At 68.5% G+C, this 19,383-nt stretch carries 19 protein-coding genes; 12 read left to right on the top strand and 7 right to left on the bottom strand.

Annotated elements, in window-relative coordinates; all coding sequences use genetic code 11:
* Nucleotide 1 precedes the first annotated feature (1 nt).
* Nucleotides 2-535, top strand: coding sequence for an HIT family protein (locus tag V7Z82_RS03940; protein WP_334148182.1), 534 nt, complete (start codon nt 2-4; stop codon nt 533-535).
* Nucleotides 536-538: 3 nt separating this feature from the next.
* Here V7Z82_RS03940 and pdxY read toward each other — a convergent pair whose 3' ends face one another.
* On the bottom strand, nt 539-1,390 hold the full coding sequence (pdxY, locus tag V7Z82_RS03935; protein ID WP_334148180.1) for a pyridoxal kinase PdxY: 852 nt from the start codon (nt 1,388-1,390) through the stop codon (nt 539-541).
* Nucleotides 1,391-1,436: 46 nt separating this feature from the next.
* Complete coding sequence (locus V7Z82_RS03930) at nt 1,437-2,774, bottom strand: aminotransferase class I/II-fold pyridoxal phosphate-dependent enzyme (protein ID WP_334148178.1); 1,338 nt, start codon at nt 2,772-2,774, stop codon at nt 1,437-1,439.
* A gap of 104 nt (nt 2,775-2,878) precedes the next feature.
* Here V7Z82_RS03930 and pdxS point away from each other — a divergent pair, with 104 nt between their 5' ends.
* Both pdxS and pdxT read left to right on the top strand, forming a co-directional pair.
* Nucleotides 2,879-3,778: a pyridoxal 5'-phosphate synthase lyase subunit PdxS gene (gene pdxS / locus V7Z82_RS03925; RefSeq protein WP_334148175.1), complete on the top strand. Its 900-nt coding sequence runs from the start codon at nt 2,879-2,881 to the stop codon at nt 3,776-3,778.
* Complete coding sequence (pdxT, locus tag V7Z82_RS03920) at nt 3,768-4,388, top strand: pyridoxal 5'-phosphate synthase glutaminase subunit PdxT (RefSeq protein ID WP_334148174.1); 621 nt, start codon at nt 3,768-3,770, stop codon at nt 4,386-4,388. Before pdxS ends, pdxT begins: the two co-directional genes overlap by 11 nt.
* On the opposite strand, the gene V7Z82_RS03915 is transcribed toward pdxT, so the two are convergent.
* Together V7Z82_RS03915 and V7Z82_RS03910 are read right to left on the bottom strand one after the other, a co-directional pair.
* Nucleotides 4,385-5,767, bottom strand: coding sequence for a pyridoxal phosphate-dependent decarboxylase family protein (locus V7Z82_RS03915; protein ID WP_334148172.1), 1,383 nt, complete (start codon nt 5,765-5,767; stop codon nt 4,385-4,387). The two genes, pdxT and V7Z82_RS03915, sit on opposite strands and share 4 nt — an antisense overlap.
* A gap of 70 nt (nt 5,768-5,837) precedes the next feature.
* Nucleotides 5,838-6,764, bottom strand: a complete 927-nt coding sequence (locus V7Z82_RS03910; protein ID WP_334148170.1) for an aminoglycoside phosphotransferase family protein — start codon at nt 6,762-6,764, stop codon at nt 5,838-5,840.
* Nucleotides 6,765-6,983: 219 nt separating this feature from the next.
* Here V7Z82_RS03910 and V7Z82_RS03905 point away from each other — a divergent pair, with 219 nt between their 5' ends.
* Nucleotides 6,984-7,862 (top strand): DUF402 domain-containing protein, encoded by an 879-nt coding sequence (locus V7Z82_RS03905; RefSeq protein WP_334148168.1) that lies wholly within the window; start codon nt 6,984-6,986, stop codon nt 7,860-7,862.
* Nucleotides 7,863-7,882: 20 nt separating this feature from the next.
* Here the strand turns inward: V7Z82_RS03905 and V7Z82_RS03900 are convergent, their stop codons facing one another.
* Entirely contained in the window at nt 7,883-8,569 is a 687-nt protein-coding gene (locus tag V7Z82_RS03900) for a dienelactone hydrolase family protein (protein ID WP_334148166.1), read from the bottom strand.
* Between the two features lie 88 nt (nt 8,570-8,657).
* On the opposite strand from V7Z82_RS03900, the gene V7Z82_RS03895 reads away from it, so the two are divergent.
* From V7Z82_RS03895 to V7Z82_RS03860, 8 genes are all read left to right on the top strand, one after another.
* Entirely contained in the window at nt 8,658-9,419 is a 762-nt protein-coding gene (locus V7Z82_RS03895; RefSeq protein WP_334148164.1) for a YebC/PmpR family DNA-binding transcriptional regulator, read from the top strand.
* A 45-nt stretch (nt 9,420-9,464) separates the two neighbouring features.
* Nucleotides 9,465-10,046 carry a crossover junction endodeoxyribonuclease RuvC gene (gene ruvC, locus V7Z82_RS03890; protein ID WP_334148163.1) on the top strand — a complete coding sequence of 194 codons (582 nt, stop codon included), beginning with the start codon at nt 9,465-9,467 and terminating at the stop codon, nt 10,044-10,046.
* 9 nt (nt 10,047-10,055) lie between these two features.
* Nucleotides 10,056-10,676 carry a Holliday junction branch migration protein RuvA gene (gene ruvA, locus V7Z82_RS03885; protein WP_334148161.1) on the top strand — a complete coding sequence of 207 codons (621 nt, stop codon included), beginning with the start codon at nt 10,056-10,058 and terminating at the stop codon, nt 10,674-10,676.
* Entirely contained in the window at nt 10,669-11,694 is a 1,026-nt protein-coding gene (ruvB, locus tag V7Z82_RS03880) for a Holliday junction branch migration DNA helicase RuvB (protein WP_334148159.1), read from the top strand. The genes ruvA and ruvB overlap by 8 nt, the downstream gene beginning before the upstream one ends.
* Nucleotides 11,695-11,766: 72 nt before the next feature.
* A complete protein-coding gene (locus V7Z82_RS03875) occupies nt 11,767-12,183 on the top strand; it encodes a preprotein translocase subunit YajC (protein ID WP_334148157.1) in 417 nt (138 codons plus the stop codon).
* A 56-nt stretch (nt 12,184-12,239) separates the two neighbouring features.
* A complete protein-coding gene (secD, locus tag V7Z82_RS03870) occupies nt 12,240-13,988 on the top strand; it encodes a protein translocase subunit SecD (RefSeq protein WP_334148155.1) in 1,749 nt (582 codons plus the stop codon).
* Nucleotides 13,988-14,977, top strand: coding sequence for a protein translocase subunit SecF (secF, locus tag V7Z82_RS03865; protein WP_334148153.1), 990 nt, complete (start codon nt 13,988-13,990; stop codon nt 14,975-14,977). The genes secD and secF overlap by 1 nt, the downstream gene beginning before the upstream one ends.
* Before the next feature lie 68 nt (nt 14,978-15,045).
* The gene (locus V7Z82_RS03860; protein ID WP_334148151.1) at nt 15,046-17,298 is read left to right on the top strand and encodes a RelA/SpoT family protein; all 2,253 of its coding nucleotides are present in this window, start codon (nt 15,046-15,048) and stop codon (nt 17,296-17,298) included.
* Here V7Z82_RS03860 and V7Z82_RS03855 read toward each other — a convergent pair.
* Together V7Z82_RS03855 and V7Z82_RS03850 are read right to left on the bottom strand one after the other, a co-directional pair.
* Complete coding sequence (locus V7Z82_RS03855) at nt 17,285-17,836, bottom strand: type IV toxin-antitoxin system AbiEi family antitoxin (protein WP_334148147.1); 552 nt, start codon at nt 17,834-17,836, stop codon at nt 17,285-17,287. The genes V7Z82_RS03860 and V7Z82_RS03855 overlap by 14 nt on opposite strands.
* A 64-nt stretch (nt 17,837-17,900) precedes the next feature.
* Entirely contained in the window at nt 17,901-19,265 is a 1,365-nt protein-coding gene (locus tag V7Z82_RS03850; protein ID WP_334148145.1) for a DUF349 domain-containing protein, read from the bottom strand.
* Nucleotides 19,266-19,383 lie beyond the last annotated feature (118 nt).

The raw sequence follows: 19,383 nt of genomic DNA, 5'->3' as shown, positions 1-19,383 counted from the left end.
GGTGGCTGAGCTGGAGGAAGCCGGGCTCTTCGCAGGTGTGCCCGACGAGTTCCAGCGGCTGTGGACCCCGCACCGGATGGCGTACATCCAGGCGGGGCCCGAGCCGCTGCGCGAAGAGTGCCCGTTCTGCGAGGCGCCGAAGCATCCGGATGCCGAGCGGCTGATCGTCGCTCGCGGCGAGACCGCCTACGTGCTGCTGAACCTGTTCCCGTACAACTCCGGTCACCTGCTGGTGTGCCCGTACCGCCATATCGCGACCTACGACCAGGCGACGCCGGAAGAGGTCGCCGAGATCGGCGCACTGACGCAGATCGGCATGCGCGTCCTGCGCGAGGTGTCGCGCTGCGACGGCTTCAACCTCGGCATGAACCAGGGCGCCGTGGCCGGTGCCGGCGTCGATGGACACCTGCACCAGCACGTGGTGCCGCGGTGGACGTCGGATGCGAACTTCTTCCCGATCATCGCCAAGACCAAGGCGCTCCCGCAGCTCCTCGGCGAGGTGCGGGAGGCCGTGGCGAACGCCTGGCCGCGCTGAGCCTCAGCGCACCTGTCGAGCGGCGAACTGCATCCGCGGGTTCGCGTAGAACTCCTGCGCCTCGACGAGCTGCAGCTCGCGGTCACCCGAGTCGAGCGTGGCCTTGAGCAGGTCGTAGACGCTGGATGCCGTGCGCTCGAGCGCGATCTGCGCGCTGCCGGTCTCGACGTAGTGCGCAGTGAAGAGCGCGGCGGTGACGTCGCCGGAGCCGTTCGCCTTCATCGGCAGATGCGGGGTCTGCACGATCCAGGCGCCGTTGTCGTCGACGGCGAGCATCTCGATCGTGCCCTCCTCGCGGTCCGGGCGCTCGACGCTCGTGACGAGGATCGTGCGCGGGCCCATCGCGCGCGCCAGATCGGCCGATGCGAGCGTGGACTCCAGGGTGTCCGGCTCGGTCTCGGTCAGGAAGCCGAGCTCGAACTGGTTCGGCGTGATGATGTCGGCGACCGGCACGACCTTCTCGCGCAGCAGCACCGGGATCGCGGGCGCGACGAAGCATCCGGACTTCGCATTGCCCATCACGGGGTCGCAGGCGTACAGCGCCTTCGGATTCGCCGCCTTGACCCGTGCGACGGCGTCGATGATCACATCGCCGATGCCTTCGCCGCCCTGGTAGCCACTGAGCACGGCGTCGATCCTGTCGAAGACGCCGCGGTCCTCGATGCCGGTGATGACCTCGCGCACGTCGTCAGGGGAGATCATGGGGCCGCGCCAGTCGCCGTAGCCGGTGTGGTTGGAGAAGTTCACCGTGTAGACGGGGAGCACCTCGACCCCGATGCGCTGCAGCGGGAAGACCGCTGCCGAGTTGCCGACGTGGCCGTACGCGACGGCGGACTGGATGGAGAGGATCTTCATCTCCCGATCCTTTCATTCAGGGCGGGCCGCTGCCCGCGTCGGGTGGTCATCGCGTCGCCTGTCCGGCGACGGCAGGGATGCCGGCTGCGGAGACGAGGTCGGCGACGAGCGTGTCCGCATCGTCGTCGGACAGATCATGCACGGTCAGGCGCAGGTGGTGCGAGGGCTCCGCTCGATCGCCGAGGGCGAAGTCGTCGCCGGTGCGGGCGAGCCAGCCGCGGCGCATCAGTCGTTCGGAGACCTGTCGTGCGGGCTGGGGGAGTTCGACCCAGAGGCTGAGGCCCTCGGTGTCGGGAGTCGGGATGCCGTGATCGCGCAGCCGTGCCGAGAACGCCTCGTTCCGCTCCGCGTAATGTGCGCCGGCGGCGGCGACGCGGGCGACGGCATCCGGTTCGGTGAGCTGCGCGAGCGTCAGCCGCTGCAGCAGGTGACTCACCCAGGTGGTGCCCGGACTCAGTCGCATCGCGAGACGTTCGGCGGTCTCGGTGTCGGTGGCCGCGATCGCGAGGCACATGTCTGGACCGAGGAACTTCGAGACCGAGCGGATGAGCGCGAAGCGCCGGTGGGTCGCGCTGATCAGACTCTCGTATCGACGCTGCGACAGCATCGAGTAGTGGTCGTCCTCGATCAGCAGCACGTACGGGTGATCGACGAGCACGGCGCGAAGTTCTGCGGCTCGGCCGGCGGAGAGGCTCGCGCCGGTCGGGTTCTGAGCGCGTGGGGTGCAGATGATCGCCCTGACGCCTGCGGCGAGCGCCGCACGCAGTCCATCGACGGTCATTCCCTCGGCATCCACGGGCACCGGCACAGCCCGGTACCCGCCGAGACGAACGGTATGGATGCTGGCGAGGAAACACGGGTCTTCGAGGGCAACCGCGTCATCACGTGTCAGCGCCTGCGCGAGCAGACGCTCGACCGCGTCGACGGCGCCGCTGGTGATCGTGATCCTGAACTCGCTGCCGTCGAGATCCGGTGCGACCCACTCGTTGGCCCAGCGCTCGAGTCCGCGATCGATCACGGGCTCGCCGTACAGCACGGGGCGACCGGCGACCGTGGCGAGTGCGGCTGAGGGATCGGGGATCAGTGCGGGGTCCGGGTTGCCGGTGCCGACGTCGCGCAGCACGGTGTCGGAGGCATATCCCTCCTGCGCGACGGCATCCATCCCGGCGACGACGGTGCCGGCGCGCCCGCGAGAGACGACGAGGCCAGCCTGCGCCAGCTGTCGGTAGGCGGCGACGGCGGTGTTCCGGTTGACGCCGAGCGTCGCGGCGAGTTCGCGCACAGGGGGGAGCAGCGCACCGGAACGCAGGGTGCCGCGTTCGAGCAGCGCGCGCACGCTGTCGGCGATCTCTGCCGCCGTGGTTCCTGTGATCTCGTCGCTCATCCCCTTGATTCTAGGTCGTCCCGGACGGTGCTATCTTTTGACATAGATCAAATCTGACTTTGGATCGCGCAATGCATGCGATCCGTTCTTCCGAGAGGACCGTCATGACCGTCACCGAACAGGCCACCACCGGATCAGCGCGCGTGAAGCGCGGCCTGGCCGAGATGCTCAAGGGCGGCGTCATCATGGACGTCGTCACCGCCGATCAGGCCAAGATCGCCGAGGATGCCGGCGCGGTCGCCGTCATGGCGCTCGAGCGGGTGCCGGCCGACATCCGTGCGCAGGGCGGCGTCTCACGGATGAGCGACCCCGACATGATCGACAGCATCATCGACGCGGTGTCGATTCCCGTGATGGCGAAGGCGCGCATCGGTCACTTCGTCGAGGCCCAGGTCCTGCAGGAGCTCGGTGTCGACTACATCGACGAGTCCGAGGTGCTGTCGCCCGCCGACTACGTGAATCACATCGACAAGTTCGGCTTCACGGTCCCGTTCGTCTGCGGTGCGACCAACCTCGGTGAGGCGCTCCGCCGCATCAACGAAGGCGCGGCGATGATCCGCTCCAAGGGCGAAGCCGGCACCGGCGACGTCTCCGAGGCGACGAAGCACATCCGCAAGATCCGCTCCGAGATCAACGTGCTGCGGTCCATGACGAAGGACGAGCTGTTCGTCGCAGCGAAGGAACTGCAGGCACCGTACGAGCTGGTCGCCGAGATCGCCGAGACGGGCACGCTCCCGGTCGTGCTGTTCGTGGCCGGCGGCGTCGCGACGCCTGCGGATGCCGCGATGATGATGCAGCTCGGCGCCGACGGCGTCTTCGTCGGCTCCGGCATCTTCAAGTCCGGCAACCCGGCTGAGCGGGCCAAGGCGATCGTCAAGGCCACCACGTTCTACGACGACGCGAAGGTCGTCGCGGAGGTCTCTCGCGGACTCGGCGAGGCGATGGTCGGCATCAACGTCTCCGACCTGCCCGCGCCGCACCGCCTGTCCGAGCGTGGCTGGTAACGCTCGAGTCGGAGTCCTCGCGCTGCAGGGCGACGTGCGGGAGCACGCCGCCCTGCTCAGGGGGCTCGGCGCCGAGGTCGTGCTCGTCCGCCGTCCGGACGAGCTCGCGACCGTCTCCGGCCTGGTGCTCCCGGGCGGCGAGTCGAGCGTGATCGACAAGCTCTCGCGCCTGTTCGGGATGCAGGAGCCGATCCGCGCGGCGATCGCTGCGGGGATGCCGATGTACGGCACGTGCGCCGGGCTCATCCTCCTCGCCGACGACGTGCTCGACGGCATCGACGGCCAGGAGTCGTTCGGCGGCATGGACGTCGCGGTTCGGCGCAATGCGTTCGGTCGCCAGACCGAGTCCTTCGAGACGGACCTCGACGTGCCTGCACTCGGCGAGCCGGCGGTGCACGCGACCTTCATCCGCGCCCCCGTCGTCGAACGTGTCGGAGCCGGCGTCGACGTCCTGGCATCGCTGCCTGACGGGACCGTGGTCGCCGTGCAGCAGGGCAGCCTGCTCGGCACGAGCTTCCACCCGGAGGTGGACGGGGAGACGCGCTTCCACGAGCGCTTCCTCGACCTCGCAGAGACGTTCGCCCTGACACGGGAATCGACGCACGCTTAGGCGTCGAACACCAGTGCTCGGATCGCGGCCACCGTGCGGTCGATGTCGTCGGTCGTCGTGGCCCACGACGACATCGAGCAGCGCTGCGTGGCCCGGCCCCGCCACTCCGCCCCGGTCACCGCTGCCGTCCCTTCGTCGAGGATCGCGCGACCGAGGGCGCGCGTGGCGTCGTCGTCGTCGAGTCGGAACATGACCTGGGTGTAGTCGACATCGTTGACGACGTGCACTCCCGGGATGGAGCGCAGTCCTGACGCCATCGCCAGGGCGTTCGCGTGCAGCCGGTCCATCAGCTGGACGATGCCGGAGCGGCCGAGGCTGCGCAGCGCAGCCCAGGCCGGCACACCGCGTGCACGCCGGGAGAGCTCGGGAGTCACGTCCCACGGGTCGAGCCCCGTGTACATCAGGTAGTCACCGCCGGTGCGGAACGCGGCGATCGAGTCGGCGGGGTCGCGCACGATCGCCATGCCGCAGTCGTACGGCACATTGAGGGTCTTGTGCCCGTCGGTCGCCCAGGAGTCCGCGTGCTCCATGCCCGCCGTGAGCGATCGGAGCGCCGGAGAGGCGGCAGCCCAGAGTCCGAAGGCTCCGTCGACATGCACCCAGGCCTCGTGTGCCCGAGCGATCGGGATCAGCGTCTGGAAGTCGTCGAAGGCGCCGGTGTGCACCTCCCCGGCCTGCAGGCAGACGATCAAGGGTCCCGTGCTCACGCGAAGCTCGCGCTCGAGCGCGTCGGACAGCATCCGTCCCTGGTCGTCGGAGTCGATGATGATCAGCTCCGCCCGTCCGATTCCGAGGAAGCGCGCAGCGCGATCGATGGAGCTGTGGCGATCTGCGCCGACGACGAAGCGCAGTGGCGGCGCAGATCGCAGCCCGCGCTCGGCCAGGTCCCACCCGGTCCTGGCCAGCACAGCCTGGCGCGCCGACGCGAGACAGGTGAAGTTCGCGAGCTGCCCACCGGTGACGAACCCGACGCTCGCCGAGGCCGGCAGGCCGAAGAGGTCCAGCATCCACCCGCCCGCAACCCGCTCCATGGCGACCGTCGCAGGAGCCAACGCCGAGGAGCCGGAGTTCTGGTCCCAGGTCGAGACGAGCCAATCGGCGGCGAGTGCCGCCGGGTACGTGCCGCCGATCACGAAGCCGAAGAATCGTCCTCCGGGGATCGCGACGAGTCCGGGGTCGGCGTTGGTCGCGATCTCCTCGATCACCTGCGCCGGATCGGTGCCATCGTCAGGAAGCGGTCCGCCGAAGGCATCCACCATCTCGTCGAGGCTCGCACGCGGCCATACCGGTCGGTCGTCGAGGCTCCCCAGGAACTCCGTCGCGCGACGGTGGGCGGCGGCGAGCGCACGTGTTCTGTCGTCGAAGCCACGCTGGTCCATGCGTCAGGACTACACCCGCGGCCGGTCTCGCGCCACACCGATCTCGGGAGCCGTGCACCGGATCGTCGAGTCAGAGCATCGTGGTCAGCCAGCGCAGGGCCGGCACAGCCTGAGCGCGCTGGAAGGCGCGCAGACCCGGGAGCTCCGGGATGTCGGCTTGCCCCTGCCAGAACCAGAAATACGAGGCGAACCCGGAGGTCACAGTGAGCAGCGCCTCAGCTGGCGGTGCGCCGTGCTCTTCGAAGATGCGCCAGGCATCCTCGCAGCGAGGGCCGCCGGACGCCTCGATGCTCGGCAGCAAGCCGGGGACGTCGATCCACGCGGCGCCTCGACGCGCGTGCGGCCAATCCAGCAGATGTGCTCGGTGATGTCGGATCAGGATGTTGTCGGCGCGGACGTCGTCGTGAACGATGACGTCGCCCGTGACTGCCGCTTGGAAGCTCTTCTCGAGATGCAGCAGGTCCGGCATCCGGTTGCGGAGCGAGTGGGGCAGCCCGCCGAGGAGGCGCGTATCGGCGGCGATATCCCGCCAGCGGGTGAATCCCGGTACCAGCCGGGCCTCCGCGCCGACCATCCCGACCGGGGCGGGTGTCGTGGCGAGTCGCCCGAGGACGGCCGCGATCGCATGAAGGTCGTCGACCGCCCAGGGATCGCCCGGGTGCCTGCCATCGATGGCTTCGATCACGAGAGCGGTGCCGGCCAGGCCGTCGATGGCAGCGATGACTGCCGGGGCGATCGTCGGGGGAAGAAGCGCCAGGATCTCGATCTCCTGTTGGACGAAGTGACGCGAGTCCGCGTGCCAATCGGCCGCGCAGGCCTTGACGAAGGCCCGCCCGGCGCTGGTCGTCACCACACCGGCATATCCGGCGCTGAACCCGCCGTGCGCCGGGGCGTCGGACACGTAGGTCCCGCCGATCGCAGCGATGATACGTGCCCGCAGTTCCGAGGGGAGGGTCTCCCAGCCGGGGCGCAGTCGGTCAGCGCCTGTGATCATCATCCGGCTCCATCTCTCGCGTTCCGTGTCAGCCCGGCTCGCCCGAAGGGTGAGTCCCCGCACGCTGCCGCGGCGGAGCGTCGGGGTGGTTCGTCAGAATAGATGATGCCCTGGGCGGGCTTCCCCGCAGACCGCAGGGGAGTGGCGCTTCCATCGCCGCGTCCTCGATCGAATCACCGCGGGGTGCGGAGCCGCCGCCGGCGCGCCGGGTACGGTGGCGGCATGCGAACGCCACTGGGGACGACCGGAGTCAGCGCGAGCGGAGGCACGGTCGAACTCGTGGGCAGACGCGGTGCCGACTGGGCGCGGATCGCGACCGCGAGTCGTCCGCTTGCCGAGGCGATCGCCGAGCTCGACACGCCTGACCAGGCCGCCGCTCACGCGGACCCCGCGTACGAGCGGTCGATCGCGTCGAGCCGCTCGTCTGCGCCACGTTTCGCCATCGGGCAGCAGATCCTCTGGCGCTACGGACGGGTGCTCGAGACGGCGCGCGTCGTGCGAGATGACGACCGCGGACTCGTGGCCTGGACGCCGTCGGGGTCGGCTCGCCTCGACGCCGTTCCGTCCGACGGCCGACACCCGCGCGAGGTCCCGCTCGAGGAGCGCTTCCTGGTGCCGTGGCAGGCCGTCGAGGGCACCTGGACGGGGCCGGGCATCCTGCGAGTCGCACCGACCGGAAAGCCGTGGTCGGTGTGGTTCTTCCGGCGTGAAGACGGGACGGCCGACGGCGTATACGTCAACATCGAGCTTCCGCACCGACGCATCGCGGGGGAGGAGGCGGCCGTGTTCACCCGCGATCTCGTGCTGGATCTGTGGATCGACGCCGAGCACCGTGGCGAGGAGGACGTCTGGCTCAAGGACGCGGACGAACTCGCAGCCGCGGTCGACCAGGGCCGGTTCTCGCCGGAGCAGGCCGAGGCCGTGCGTGTGCTCGCGGACCACGCGGGAGCGGACCTCGTCATCGATGCCGCCTGGCCGTTGGACGATGGGTGGGACGAGTGGATGCCGGACGGGGAGGCCGATGTTCCGCTCGTGCTGCCAGGAACGGCCGCGATGGCTGCCGCGCGTGCACGCTCCGGCACGAGGAGCGTCGAGGGCTGAGCGAGCGACCCGCCGGGACGTCAGCTGGTGCGCCGGTGGGAGAGCAGCCAGTCATAGAACTCCGGATTCTCGTATGTCTCCGTCCAGGAATCGTGGCCGACGCCCGCATACCGCGTGAACCGCACGTCGGCGTCGAGCGACCGGAGCTCGGTCACGATCTGCTCCGTCGCGGAGATCGGCACGACATCATCGGCGTCGCCGTGGAATGCCCAGACGGGTACGCTCCGGATCGGCGCGGCGCTCTGCAACCACAGCCCGCCGCAGATCGGCGCGATCGCAGCGAACCGATCGGGATAGCGCGCAGCCAGGCTCCAGGTTCCGTATCCGCCCATGCTGAGTCCGGTCACCGATATGCGTGCCGGATCGATCCGGTGCGCCGCGATGACCTCGTCGAGCAGCCCGGACAGCGTCGAGAGCTCCGCGACCCACTGACTCGACTCGGAGCACTGGGGAGTGACGAGGATGAAGGGGAAGTCGTGGCCGGCATCCGCGAGCTTCGGCGGGCCGTGCGTCGCAGCGAGGTCGAGCTCGGAACCCCGCTCTCCCGCACCATGCAGGAACAGCACGAGGGGCCAGCGTCTGCCCGGATCGGCGTCGTAGTCGTCCGGCAGATGGATCAGGTAGCGCAGGGCATCGGCCGGTGTCGGCTCGTCGTCGCGCACGTCGGATGAGCGGTCGGTCGGGGTGATGTGACGGGATCTGCGCATGTCTCCATCCTGCGCCACTCGAGCAGTTCGTTAGAATAGACGATGCCCTGGGTGCGAGCTCCTGGGCGGATACGACGAGCGGAGACATATGTCCGGGCATTCCAAGTGGGCCACCACGAAGCACAAGAAGGCCATCATCGACTCCAGGCGCGCCAAGTCCTGGGCCAAGCTCATCAAGAACATCGAGGTCGCCGCCAAGCTGGGCGGTGCTGACCTGCAGGGCAACCCGACCCTCTTCGACGCCGTCCAGAAGGCCAAGAAGACCTCCGTCCCGAAGGACAACATCGACCGCGCAGTGAAGCGCGGAGCAGGCATCGGCGGCGAGGCCGTCGAGTACCTCTCGATCATGTACGAAGGCTACGGACCCAACGGCGTCGCCCTCATGATCGAGTGTCTGACGGACAACAAGAACCGTGCCGCGGCGGAGGTGCGCACGGCGCTCAGCCGCAACGGCGGAACCCTCGCCGACCCCGGCAGCGTCGCGTACAACTTCAGCCGCAAGGGCGTCATCGTCGTCGGCTCAGAGGGCACGACCGAGGACGACGTCATGATGGCGGCGCTCGAGGCGGGCGCCGAGGAGATCGAACCGCACGCCGAGGGCTTCGAGATCGTCACCGAGGCCAGCGATCTGGTCACGGTGCGCAGCGCGCTGCAGGATGCCGGGATCGACTACGAGTCGGCCGACGTCGAATTCGTGCCGAACCTCAAGGTCGAGATCGACGCCGACACGGCCCGGAAGATCTTCCGCCTGATCGACGCGCTGGAGGACAGCGAGGACGTGCAGAACGTGTTCACGAACTTCGACCTCACCGCCGAGGTGCAGGCCGAGCTCGAGAACGACGACGCCTAGGCGCGGCGGACGGGCGCTGCGGGTCGTCCGGCTTAGCCTGGGGGAGTGACCTCCTCGCTGCGCGTGCTCGGCATCGACCCCGGCCTGACGCGGTGCGGTGTCGGTGTGGTCGACGTCGATCGCACCAGGCGCGGAACGCTCGTGCACGTCGGGGTGATCCGCTCGTCTCCTGGTGCCGAGATCGGTGACCGCCTCGCGATCGTCGCGGCCGGGATCCGCGAGGTGATCGCCGAGCATAGTCCTGACGCGGTCGCCGTCGAGCGCGTGTTCGCCCAGCAGAACACGCACACCGTGATGGGCACCGCCCAGGCGAGTGGCGTGGCACTGCTGGTCGCCGCCGAGCACGGACTGCCGGCAGCGACCCACACCCCGAGCGAGGTCAAGGCCGCCGTCACCGGCTACGGCTCCGCCGACAAGCGCCAGGTGCAGGCGATGATCGCCCGCATCCTGCGACTCGACGCACCGCCGCAGCCGGCGGATGCCGCCGATGCACTCGCGATCGCCCTCTGTCATGCGTGGCGCCGCGGCGCCGCAGGTGCCGCAGGGCAGGCCGCGCTGACTCCGGCGCAGCGCGCGTGGGCCGACGCGGAGCGTGTCGCTCGAACATACCTACGATCAACCCCGTAGGCTGAGGGGATGATCTCCTCCCTGCACGGTGTCGTCCTGCTCGCGACGGCCGACCAGGTCATCGTCGAGGTGGGCGGTGTCGGATTCTCGGTCGCGGTGCCCGCCGATGTCGCGCATACGGCGACCGTGGGGGAGCGGATCCTCCTGCACACCAGCCTCATCGTGCGTGAGGATGCGCTGTCGCTCTACGGGTTCGCCGACCGCGAGGAGCTCGAGATCTTCGGGCTGCTCATCAGCGTGACGGGCGTGGGGCCGAAGTCCGCGCTCGGCGTGCTCTCGCACCTCACGGTCGACCAGATCGCCGAAGCCGTCACCTCCGAGGATGACGCGCCGTTCCGCCGCGTCTCCGGCATCGGGCCGAAGACCGCGAAGCTCATCGTGTTGCAGCTGGCTGGCAAGGTGCACCCGGTCGCGCCGAGCACGCGGGCGGCATCCAGCGGTCCCGCTGACATCACGACGCAGGTCACGGCGGCCCTGATCGGCCTCGGCTGGTCGGAGAAGGTCGCTGCCGAGGCCGCCGCGCAGACGGCGGCGGAGGCGACAGAGGCGGAGCGCAGTTCGGTCGCCTCGCTGCTGCGTCGCACGCTCGCGCTGCTCGGACCGGCACAGGGGGGCCAGGCGCGTGTCTGACGCTCTCGACGCCAACGAACCGGTCGACGAGACAGAGCTCGCGATCGAGGGCGCCCTGCGCCCGACCAGCCTCGGCGAGTTCGTCGGCCAGCAGAAGGTGCGCGGCCAGCTGCAGCTGCTGCTCGACGCCGCACGCATCCAGAGCCGTCCGGCCGACCACATCCTGCTCGCGGGTCCGCCGGGCCTCGGCAAGACCACGCTCGCGATGATCGTCGCGCATGAGAGCGAGCGCCCGCTGCGACTGTCCAGCGGCCCGGCGATCCAGCACGCCGGCGACCTCGCTGCGCTGCTCTCGAGCCTGGTGCCCGGCGAGGTGCTCTTCATCGACGAGATCCACCGCATGGCTCGCTCCGCCGAGGAGATGCTGTACCTCGCGATGGAGGACTACCGCATCGACATCATGGTCGGCAAGGGCGCCGGCGCCACGAGCATCCCGCTCGAGCTCGCACCGTTCACCCTGGTCGGCGCCACCACGCGCTCCGGGCTGCTGCCGAACCCGCTGCGCGACCGCTTCGGATTCACCGGGCACCTCGAGTTCTACGAGGAGCACGAGCTGGAGCGTGTCATCGCACGCTCGGCGATGGTGCTCGGTGTCGACGTGCCGACGGACTCGCTCAACGAGATCGCGCGGCGCTCCCGAGGCACACCCCGCATCGCGAACCGGCTGCTGCGCCGCGTCCGCGACTACGCGCTCGTGCACGGCGACGGGGCGGCGACCATCGACGACGTGCGGGCAGCGCTCGAGCTCTACGACGTCGATTCGATCGGCCTCGATCGACTCGACCGTGCGGTGCTCGAGGCACTCGTCCGTCGCTTCCGCGGCGGCCCGGTCGGCCTCAGCACGCTCTCGGTCGCCGTGGGCGAGGAGGCCGAGACCGTCGAGAGCGTCGTCGAGCCCTACCTGGTCCGCATCGGCTTCCTCGGGCGGACGCCCCGCGGGCGTGTCGCGATGCCGGAGGCGTACACGCACCTCGGGGTGAAGCATCCGGACGGGACGCTTCAGCTCGATGACCTATAATCGCTGAAGACTTACGGTTATGTCTGTGCGCCCAAACGCTGGTGCGTGCACCAAGAAAGGCGCTGAACCACCATGGAAATCCTTCTCTTCGGACTTCTCGCAGTCCTCCTCGTCTTCATGATCTTCAACACGCGCAAGCGCACGAAGCAGATGAAGGCAGAGCAGGAGGAGAAGGCGACCAAGACGGTTCCCGGCGTGAAGGTGCTCCTGCAGGGCGGCATCTTCGGCACCATCGTCGCGTACGACCCCGAAGACCTCGACACGCCCGCGCTCGTCGAGATCGCTCCGGGCACCATCATCGAGGTCCACAGCCAGGCCATCCTCCGCATCGTCGAGCCGAAGGACGTCGTCGTCGACGACGCCATCGCCGCAGATGCCATCGCTGATGACGTCATCGCTGATGACGTCGTCGAGGTCGAGACCGCTCAGGCCGTCGAGACCCCCGAGGAGACGCGCGCCCGTCTCGAGCGCGACGCAGACAACAAGTAGTCCACCGCCTCGGCGCGGTCTCTCGGAACTCCGGTCTTCTAGAAAGCTGAACACACGTGGCTTCATCCTCTCCGGTCCGCCATGCCTGGCGGGTCCTGCTCGGTCTGCTGCTCGTCACGGGGGTGCTGTTCGGGATCAACTCCCTGGGCGTCTACGTCTTCAAGGACGCCAACGGGGGACCGGCGAGCTCGTGGTCGCCTGAACTCGCGCTCGACCTGCAGGGCGGCACCCAGATCGTCCTGAGCGCCGAGACCGAGGATGGAGCGGCTCCCACCGCGGAGCAGCTCGACCAGGCCGCTGCCATCATCCGCCAGCGCGTCGACGCCTCCGGTGTCGCTGAGGCCGACATCACGACCGAGGGCGGACGGAACATCGTCGTGCAGATCCCCGGTGTGGCCGATCAGCAGACGCGCGATCGGATCCAGTCCAGTGCGCAGCTCGAGTTCCGCGCGGTGATCGCGACGACCGCTGCCGCCACGTCGTTCGTCGGTGATGACGGCGTCGAGACGCCGTACCCGACGCCGGATCCCGCTCTCGAGTCGACGCCGTCGCCTGAGCCGACCGACGGCAGCGATATCGCGTGGGCGACTCCCAAGCTCTTGGCCGAGTTCCAGGCGTACGACTGCAGCAACCCGCAGAACGACGCGTCGAAGGGCCCGCAGGACCAGCCGCTCATCGCGTGCGATCCCACGGGTGCCGAGAAGTACATCCTCGGTCCGACGGAGCTCACCGGCACCGCGATCGACGACGCCGTCGCCGGCCGCGACCCGCAGTCCGGTGCCTGGACCGTGCAGCTGACGATGAACGCGGACGGAGCCGACGCGTTCGGCAAGGTCAGCACGCGCCTGAACCAGAACCGCATCGACGGCCAGACGCCGCGTGACCGGTTCGCGTTCGTGCTCGACGGGTCCGTCATCTCGGCCCCGACGATGAACGGCCAGATCCTCGACGGCCGCCCGAGCATCTCGGGCAGCTTCACGCAGGAGACCGCCACGACGCTCGCCGACCAGCTGAAGTTCGGCGCGCTGCCTTTGAGCTTCGCAGTGCAGAGCGACGACACGGTGTCCGCCACCCTCGGCACGCAGCAGCTGCAGGTCGGTTTGATCGCGGGTCTCATCGGTCTCGCACTCGTGGCGATCTACTCGCTCATCGTCTACCGGGCCCTCGGCTCGGTCATCATCGCTTCGATCGCGGTGATGGCGGTGCTCACCTACATCGTCATCTGCATCCTGGCGTGGCGTCTGGGCTTCCGCCTGTCGCTCGCCGGCGTCGCGGGCCTCATCGTGTCGATCGGCTTCACGGCCGACTCGTTCATCGTGTACTTCGAGCGAATACGAGACGAGCTCCGAGACGGCAAGTCGATCACCTCCGCGGTGGAGGACGGCTGGGGTCGTGCGCGTCGCACGATCTACATCTCGAAGTCGATCAACATCCTGGCGGCCGTGGTGCTCTACATCCTCGCCGACTCGACCGTGAAGGGCTTCGCGTTCACGCTCGGCCTCACGACCCTGATCGACGTCATGATCTTCGTGATCTTCACGCACCCGGTGATGCAGCTGCTCGCCAGAACCAGGTTCTTCGGCGGTGGGCACAAGCTCTCCGGTCTCGACCCGGATGCGCTCGGCGCGGTCTACCGCAGCCGCTCCCAGTTCCGCCCCGTGGCCACGGCCACGGTGGGTCGCGGTGCGAAGAACGCCCGCTCGCGCGGAGAGGCAGAACGCCGGCAGACGATCGCAGAGCGCAAGCGCGCCGAGGCCCTCGCCGGCGAACCATCGAACAAAGCCGGAAGTGAGGGAGACAACTGATGCCTTCCATGAATGAGTTCGGCAACAACCTGTACTCGGGGAAGACCTCCTTCCCGTTCGTCGGCAAGCGCCGTCTGTGGTTCATCATCGCGATCATCCTGGTGGTGGGTTCGGCACTCGTGCCGCTGATCCGCCCGATCCAGTTCTCGATCGAGTTCACCGGTGGCTCGCAGTTCACGGTGCAGGCTCCCGACAGCAAGGACCAGGACACCGCGGCCGACGCCGTGCGCTCAGTGGTCCCTGGCGCCGCTGCGAAGGTCGCCATCGTCAGCGGCACCGACGTTCGTGTGCAGACCGATCAGATGAGCGCCGCGGAGACGCAGCAGGTCGCGAACGCCCTCGCTGAGGCCTACAAGGTCGACCCCGCCGAGGTCACGTCCTCGTTCATCGGCCCGGCCTGGGGCGAGAACGTCACGCGGCAGTCCCTCTGGGGCCTCGCGATCTTCCTCGCGCTCACCTTCCTGATCCTCGCGATCTACTTCCGCACCTGGAAGATGTCCGCAGCGGCCATCATCGGTCTGCTCGACGTGCTCATGATCACGGTGGGCGTCTACGCCCTCGCCGGCTTCGAGATCTCGCCCGCGGCGGTGATCGGCTTCCTGACGATCCTCGCGTACTCGCTGTACGACACGACGGTGGTGTTCGACAAGGTCAGGGAGAACACCACAGAGGACGGTGAGAACTCGTCCAGACTCTTCGGTGAGTCGGTGAACCTCGCCGTGAACCAGACCCTGGTGCGATCCATCAACACGTCCGTCGTCGCTGCCCTGCCGGTCGGGGCCGTGCTGTTCATCGGCGCCTTCTGGCTCGGTGCCGAGTCGCTCACCGACATCTCGCTGTCGATCTTCGTCGGCATCCTGGTCGCGACCTACTCGACGCTGTTCGTTGCTGCCCCGCTCTACTCGCTGTTCCGCGAGAACGAGCCGGCGCTCAAGGAGCGCGATGCGCGCGTCCGCGCTGCGCGCAGCAAGGCCGCCGTCGAGGCCTGATCGTCGCCACCGCGCGGGCCGACCACCCGGTCGACCCGCGTAGGATTGAGTAGTTCGGAGGTGAGTGGATGGCGGATGCACCGTCGACATCGCAGGGGTCAAGCCTGCGGCGTCTGGTACCCCGCATCTTCTCGCGCGCGTCCAGGGTCAACGATCTCGACAATCTGATCCGCACGGTCCGCGCCAACCACCCCAAGGGCGACTTCTCGGTCATCGAACGCGCCTACGCGGTCGCGAAGGAGAAGCACACCGGTCAGCAGCGCCAGAGCGGTGAGCCGTACATCACGCACCCGCTCGCGGTCGCCCAGATCCTCGCCGAGCTGGGTCTGGGGCCTCGTGCGATCGCTGCCGCCCTGCTGCACGACACGGTCGAGGACACCGGCTACGCGCTGACCGACCTGACAGCCGAGTTCGGCGACGAGGTCGCGATGCTCGTCGACGGCGTCACCAAGCTCGACAAGGTGAAGTACGGCGAGAGCGCGCAGGCAGAGACCGTCCGCAAGATGATCGTCGCGATGTCGAAGGACATCCGCGTGCTGCTCATCAAGCTCGCCGACCGGCTCCACAACGCTCGCACCTGGGGCTTCGTCCCGCCGGAGAAGGCGACGAAGAAGGCCAAGGAGACGCTCGAGATCTACGCGCCCCTGGCGAATCGACTCGGCATCCAGGCCATCAAGTCCGAGCTCGAGGACCTCTCGTTCGCGGTGCTCCACCCGAAGATCTACAACGAGATCCACAGCCTCATCGCGCAGCGCACCCCGCAGCGCGAGAAGTACCTGACACAGGTCGTCGAGGAGATCGACGAGGACCTGCGCGATCTGCGCATCCGCGGCAAGGTCATCGGGCGTCCGAAGCAGCTGTACTCGGTGTATCAGAAGATGGTCATCCGAGGTCGCGAGTTCGACGACATCTACGACCTCATCGGCATCCGCGTGATGGTCGCATCCGTCCGTGACTGCTACGCGGTGCTCGGCGCCATCCACGCGCGCTGGACGCCGCTGCCCGGGCGGTTCAAGGACTACATCGCCACGCCGAAGTTCAACCTCTACCAGTCGCTGCACACGACCGTCATCGGTCCTGCAGGCCGCACGGTCGAGATCCAGATCCGCACGCACGAGATGCATCAGCAGGCCGAGTACGGTGTCGCGGCGCACTGGATGTACAAGGAGCGGATGAACGGCGGTGGCAAGACCGAGGTCCGCGCCTCCGACACCGACATGGCGTGGCTCGCGCACATCTCCGACTGGCAGGCGGAGACCGCGGATCCCGGTGAGTTCCTGGATTCGCTGCGGTTCGAGATCGGTGCGAAAGAGGTCTACGTCTTCACGCCGAAGGGCCGCGTGATCGGGCTGCCGGCCAGCGCGACCCCGGTCGACTTCGCCTACGCGGTGCACACCGAGATCGGTCACCGCACCATGGGTGCGAAGGTCAACGGACGCCTGGTGCCACTGGAGTCCGAGCTCAAGAGCGGCGACGTCGTCGAGGTCTTCACCTCGAAGAACCCGGATGCCGGTCCCAGCCAGGACTGGCTCGGATTCGTCGCGAGCACGCGCGCTCGGAACAAGATCCGCGGCTGGTTCACGAAGGAGCGCCGCGAAGAGGCGATCGAGCAGGGCAAGGAGGCGATCGCTCGTGCGATGCGCCGCCAGAACCTTCCTCTGCAGAAGCTGATGAGTCACGACTCGTTCGCCGAAGTCGCACAGCAGCTGCGCTACGAAGACGTCTCGGCGCTGTACGCCGCCGTCGGCGAAGGCCACGTGTCGACGCAGTCGGTGCTGGAGAAGGTCACCGCGCTGGTCGAGGCGAACGACCCGAGCACCGGGGCGATCGATCTGCCGGGCAGCGTGCCGACGCGGGAACCGCGCACCGGTGACTCCGGCATCCTCGTGCGAGGCGCAGCCGACATCCTCGTCAAGCTCGCGAAGTGCTGCACGCCGGTACCTGGCGATGCGATCGTTGGCTTCGTCACCCGTGGCAGCGGCGTCTCGGTGCATCGCTCCGACTGCGTCAACGTGAAGGCGCTGTCGTCCGAGCAGGACCGGTTCGTCGAGGTCTCGTGGGCGCCGACGAAGAAGAGCGTGTTCCGCGTGCAGATCCAGGTCGAGGCACTCGACCGTTCCGGGCTGCTCTCCGACGTCACCCGCGTCCTCAGCGAGCACCACGTGAACATCCTCTCGGCGACCGTGAACACCAATGACGAGCGCCTCGCGATCAGCCGGTTCGTGTTCGAGATGGGCGATGCAGTGCACCTCGATCGGGTGCTGAATGCGGTGCGCCGCATCGATGCCGTCTACGACGTGTACCGCGTCACCACGTCCTGAGCAGCAGCCGATCCAGCACCTCCCTGCCGATCCTGGTCCCCGGCACGCGTTCGAGTGACTCCAGCGTGTTGCGCGTCTCGGCCAGGACCGTGGGGATCGCCTCCGCGAGGCTCTCGACCCAGCTCAGCGCGTCGGCGTCCCTGTGCAGTGCGAGCACCAGGTCGAGCATGGTCCGGCTCGGCGCCGCGACGGCGATGCCGCCGAGCTGCATCAGATCCTCGGCATCCAGGGCTGTGTCGTGGAAGACCACCCGCAGACTCGGTCGGGGGCGCACCCGCCGCACACGTGCGCGCTGCACATGATGCACCGACGGGGGAGCGTCTCCTGCACCGTGGATCCATGCCGCCGTGGGTCCTGATGCCGCGGTGCCCTCCTGCACGAATCCGGCGACACTGCTCGCCCGAACGTCCGGGCTCTCCAGGAGATCGGCCGGGATGTATGCGTCTCCGATCTCGACCACGTCTCCGTCGAGTCGAGCGGCGCTCAGCTCGGGGAGGCTCAGACGATGGCCGGGCACATACAGAAGCGCGGGGTGCATCACGCCAGTGTGGCGCAGCGCACCCCGCGCTCAGGATCGGTTCGATCCGACTGTGGAGAAGTGATCAGCCGCCGAGGGCGCTCAGCCACGTGCGGCGAGCCTCGAGAGCATCCGCCGCTTCCTTCGCGGCCTTCTTGTTCCCGGCCTTCTCGGCCGCCGCGAGTTCGGACTCGAGCTTCTCGATGGCCTCGAGCAGCTGCGAGCTCATGTCGTTCGCACGAGCCTTGGTCTCCGGGTTGTTCTTCTTCCAGTCGACCTCTTCGCGGGCCTTCAGTGCCTGCTCGATCACGCGGAGCCGGTCGTCGAGCGCCCGCTCCTTCTCACGAGGGAAGACGCGGCCGATCTCGTCCCACTGACGCTGGATGCCGGTGAGCAGCGCGCGTGCGCGCTTGATGTTCGGCTCGTCCGCGACGGCCTTCGCCTCTTCGAGGAGCGCCTGGCGTGCTTCGATCTTGGGTCCGGACTCGGCTTCTTCGGCAGCGGACTGCTCGGCGCGTGCCGCGTAGAGCGCGTCACCGGCTGCCTTGAATCGAGCCCAGAGTGCGTCGTCGGCCTTGCGTCCAGCGCGGCCGGCCGCCTTCCACTCGTCGAGCAGGGTGCGGTACGCGGGGATGCCGTCGATGCCGCGAGGGGCAAGCGCCTCTGCGCGCTCGACCAGTCGCGACTTGGCGTCGCGTGCGGCCTTGTGCACGTCGTCGAGCTCGGAGTAGAACGCCCTGCGCTGCTTGTCGACCACGGCGCGCGCATCGCGGAATCGCTTCCACAGCTGCTGCGAGATGCCCTTGGACAGGCGAGGGCCGGTCTGCTGCTGCGCCTGCCAGGCGTCGAACAGCTCGCCGAGCTCGGCGGTGACCTGCTTCCACTGCACCTTGCTGAGATCGCGGGCGGCGATCGCCTCGGCGCGTTCGACGAGCACGGTGCGCTCGGCGATGGCCTGGTCGATGAGCTCCTTGGCCTGCGCCGCCTCCTGAGCGGTTGCCTCCGACAGCGACGAGGTCAGGGTGTTCAGGCGGTCACGGAGACCTGCCAGGTCGCCGACCGCAGCCGCATCCGTCGCCTCGGCGAGCACATGGCCGGCCTGCTTGACCAGGTCGCTGGCTGCTGCGCCACCGGCCTGATGACGCTGCTCGAGCGCGTGCACCTTGAAGGCGATGTCGTCGTACTTGCGCACGAAGTAGGCGAGCGCCTCCTCGGGCGTTCCGTCGGGGTACTGACCGACCACGCGCCAGGCGTCGCCCTCGCGGACCTCGACGGTGCCGTCTTCACTGACGCGGCCCCATTCGGTGCCGTCACTCGACGGAGCTGCGGCGGGTGCTGCGGGGGCGGCAGCCGGCGTCGGAACGCGCGGCGGTGCCGGAAGACGCGGCGGACCAGGGACGGGCGGACCCGGTACTGGTGGAGTCGGCTTCGTTGGTTCGGTGGCAGACAAGAGTGCTCTCCTTGCGCGGTCATCCCGCGGGAGGGGGGAAGGGACGGGGTTCAGCCTAGTACGCGCACGGCTGCGGTGCCGGATGCGTTGAGCGGCATCCGGCACGGGGCACCCCGTT

This window comes from Microbacterium sp., assembly GCF_036823965.1.
In the GTDB taxonomy this organism is placed as follows: domain Bacteria; phylum Actinomycetota; class Actinomycetes; order Actinomycetales; family Microbacteriaceae; genus Microbacterium.
The sequence above is the reverse complement of the archived record's forward strand: the minus strand, read 5'-3'. Positions and strand labels throughout refer to the sequence as shown.